The 1,600-nt window shown below is 67.8% G+C and carries 2 protein-coding genes; both read left to right on the forward strand.

Annotated elements, in window-relative coordinates; genetic code table 11:
• The coding region (locus tag AX690_RS12970; protein ID WP_156449659.1) for a response regulator transcription factor at positions 1-677 on the forward strand (677 nt) is incomplete at its 5' end.
• On the forward strand, positions 664-1,600 hold a 937-nt coding region (locus AX690_RS12975), incomplete at its 3' end, for a histidine kinase dimerization/phospho-acceptor domain-containing protein (RefSeq protein WP_156449660.1). The genes AX690_RS12970 and AX690_RS12975, both read left to right, overlap by 14 nt.

The raw sequence follows: 1,600 nt of genomic DNA on the forward strand, positions 1-1,600 counted from the left end.
TGAAGCTTCTCCTGATCGAGGATGACCGCGCGACGGCCAGCTATGTCCAGCAGGGGCTGGCGGAGCTCGGCCACGCCTGTGACCACGCCGAGACCGGGCTGGACGGGCTGACGGCCGCGCTAACCAACCGCTACGACGCGATCATCCTCGATCGGAACCTGCCGCAGCTGGATGGCCTCTCCGTCCTGCAAGCGCTGCGGTCGCAGGGCCAGACGACGCCGGTGCTGATCCTCAGCGCGCTGGGGCAGGTCGACGATCGGATCAAGGGCCTAGACGCCGGCAGCGACGACTATCTGACGAAGCCATTTTCGTTCGGGGAACTGATGGCGCGGATCGCCGCCATCGTCCGACGGGGTTCAGGCGCGGCCACAGCCACGACGACCCTGCAGGTGGGCGATCTGGAGCTGGACCTCTTGGCGCGTTCGGCCAAGCGGGGCGCCCGGCGTATCGAGCTACTCAACAAGGAGTTCCAACTCCTTGAATACTTCATGCGCCATGCTGGCCAGGTGGTGACACGCACCATGCTTCTCGAAGCCGCTTGGGACTACAGCTTCGATCCCGGAACCAATGTCATAGACGTCCATGTGAGCCGGCTCCGCGGCAAGCTTGAGCACGGGGAGGAGCCGCCGCTGCTGCATACGGTCCGCGGCGCCGGATACCAGCTTGACGCGCGTTAGCCGGCCCCGGCGCCGACCGCAGGCGGCGGCGTTCCGCGGCGCCCTGTGGATCACGCTGATCGCCGTGGTCACGACCGTCGCGGCGCTGAGCGTCCAGCACTTTCAGACTGTCCGGGTGTTGAAGATCGAACTCAAGCACCTGCTCGAGGGCGAGGCGGACGCGCTCGTCCTTCGCTATCGTGATGGCGGCCTGGGCGGCCTCGCTAACTATATCGACGAGCAGACCCGGACGCAGCGACGCGACGTGGTCTACATGGTCTCCGATGGCGCCGGGCGGCGTCTGGCGGGCAATGTCTTGGTCTGGCCAAGCGGGCTTGCGGCCGAGCACCTGGCCATCACGACCGTGCAGGTGCGGCGAGGCGGTCAGGTCCAGTCGCGACGGATCGAGGCCGAGGTCCGCACCCTCGGGCCCGGCACGCGGCTCTTGGTCGGACACCTGGCGGACAGCCGCATCGCGCTTGGGCGTCGCTATTGGATGTCGCTCGCGCTGTCGGTGCTGGCGACCGCCGTGCTCGGGCTGAGCCTTGGTTGGCTCGTCAGCCGGCGTGGTGTGCGCGTGGTGCGGGCGGCGGCCGACACGGGGGATCGATTCCTCAGCGGTCACTTGGATGAGCGGCTGAAGGTCTCGCCCCGCGACGACGAATTCGATCGCCTGGCCGAGGTGTTCAACGCCTGCCTCGACGAGATCGAGCGCATGGTCCGTTCGCTCCGCGCCGCCACCGATGGCCTGGCGCACGACCTGAAGACGCCGCTGACACGGATCAAGGCGCGCCTGGAATTGGCGGCGCTACGCGGGCAGGAGGTTCCGCAACAGGATATCCTGTCGGAGACGGCGCGCGATCTCGACGCCCTCTTGGCGTTGGTGAACGGGCTGCTGGTGCTGGCCAGGGCTGACGCCACCACGGCCGATAGCTTCGTGCCGC

This window comes from Caulobacter sp. CCH9-E1, assembly GCF_001556515.1.
Taxonomy (GTDB): domain Bacteria; phylum Pseudomonadota; class Alphaproteobacteria; order Caulobacterales; family Caulobacteraceae; genus Caulobacter.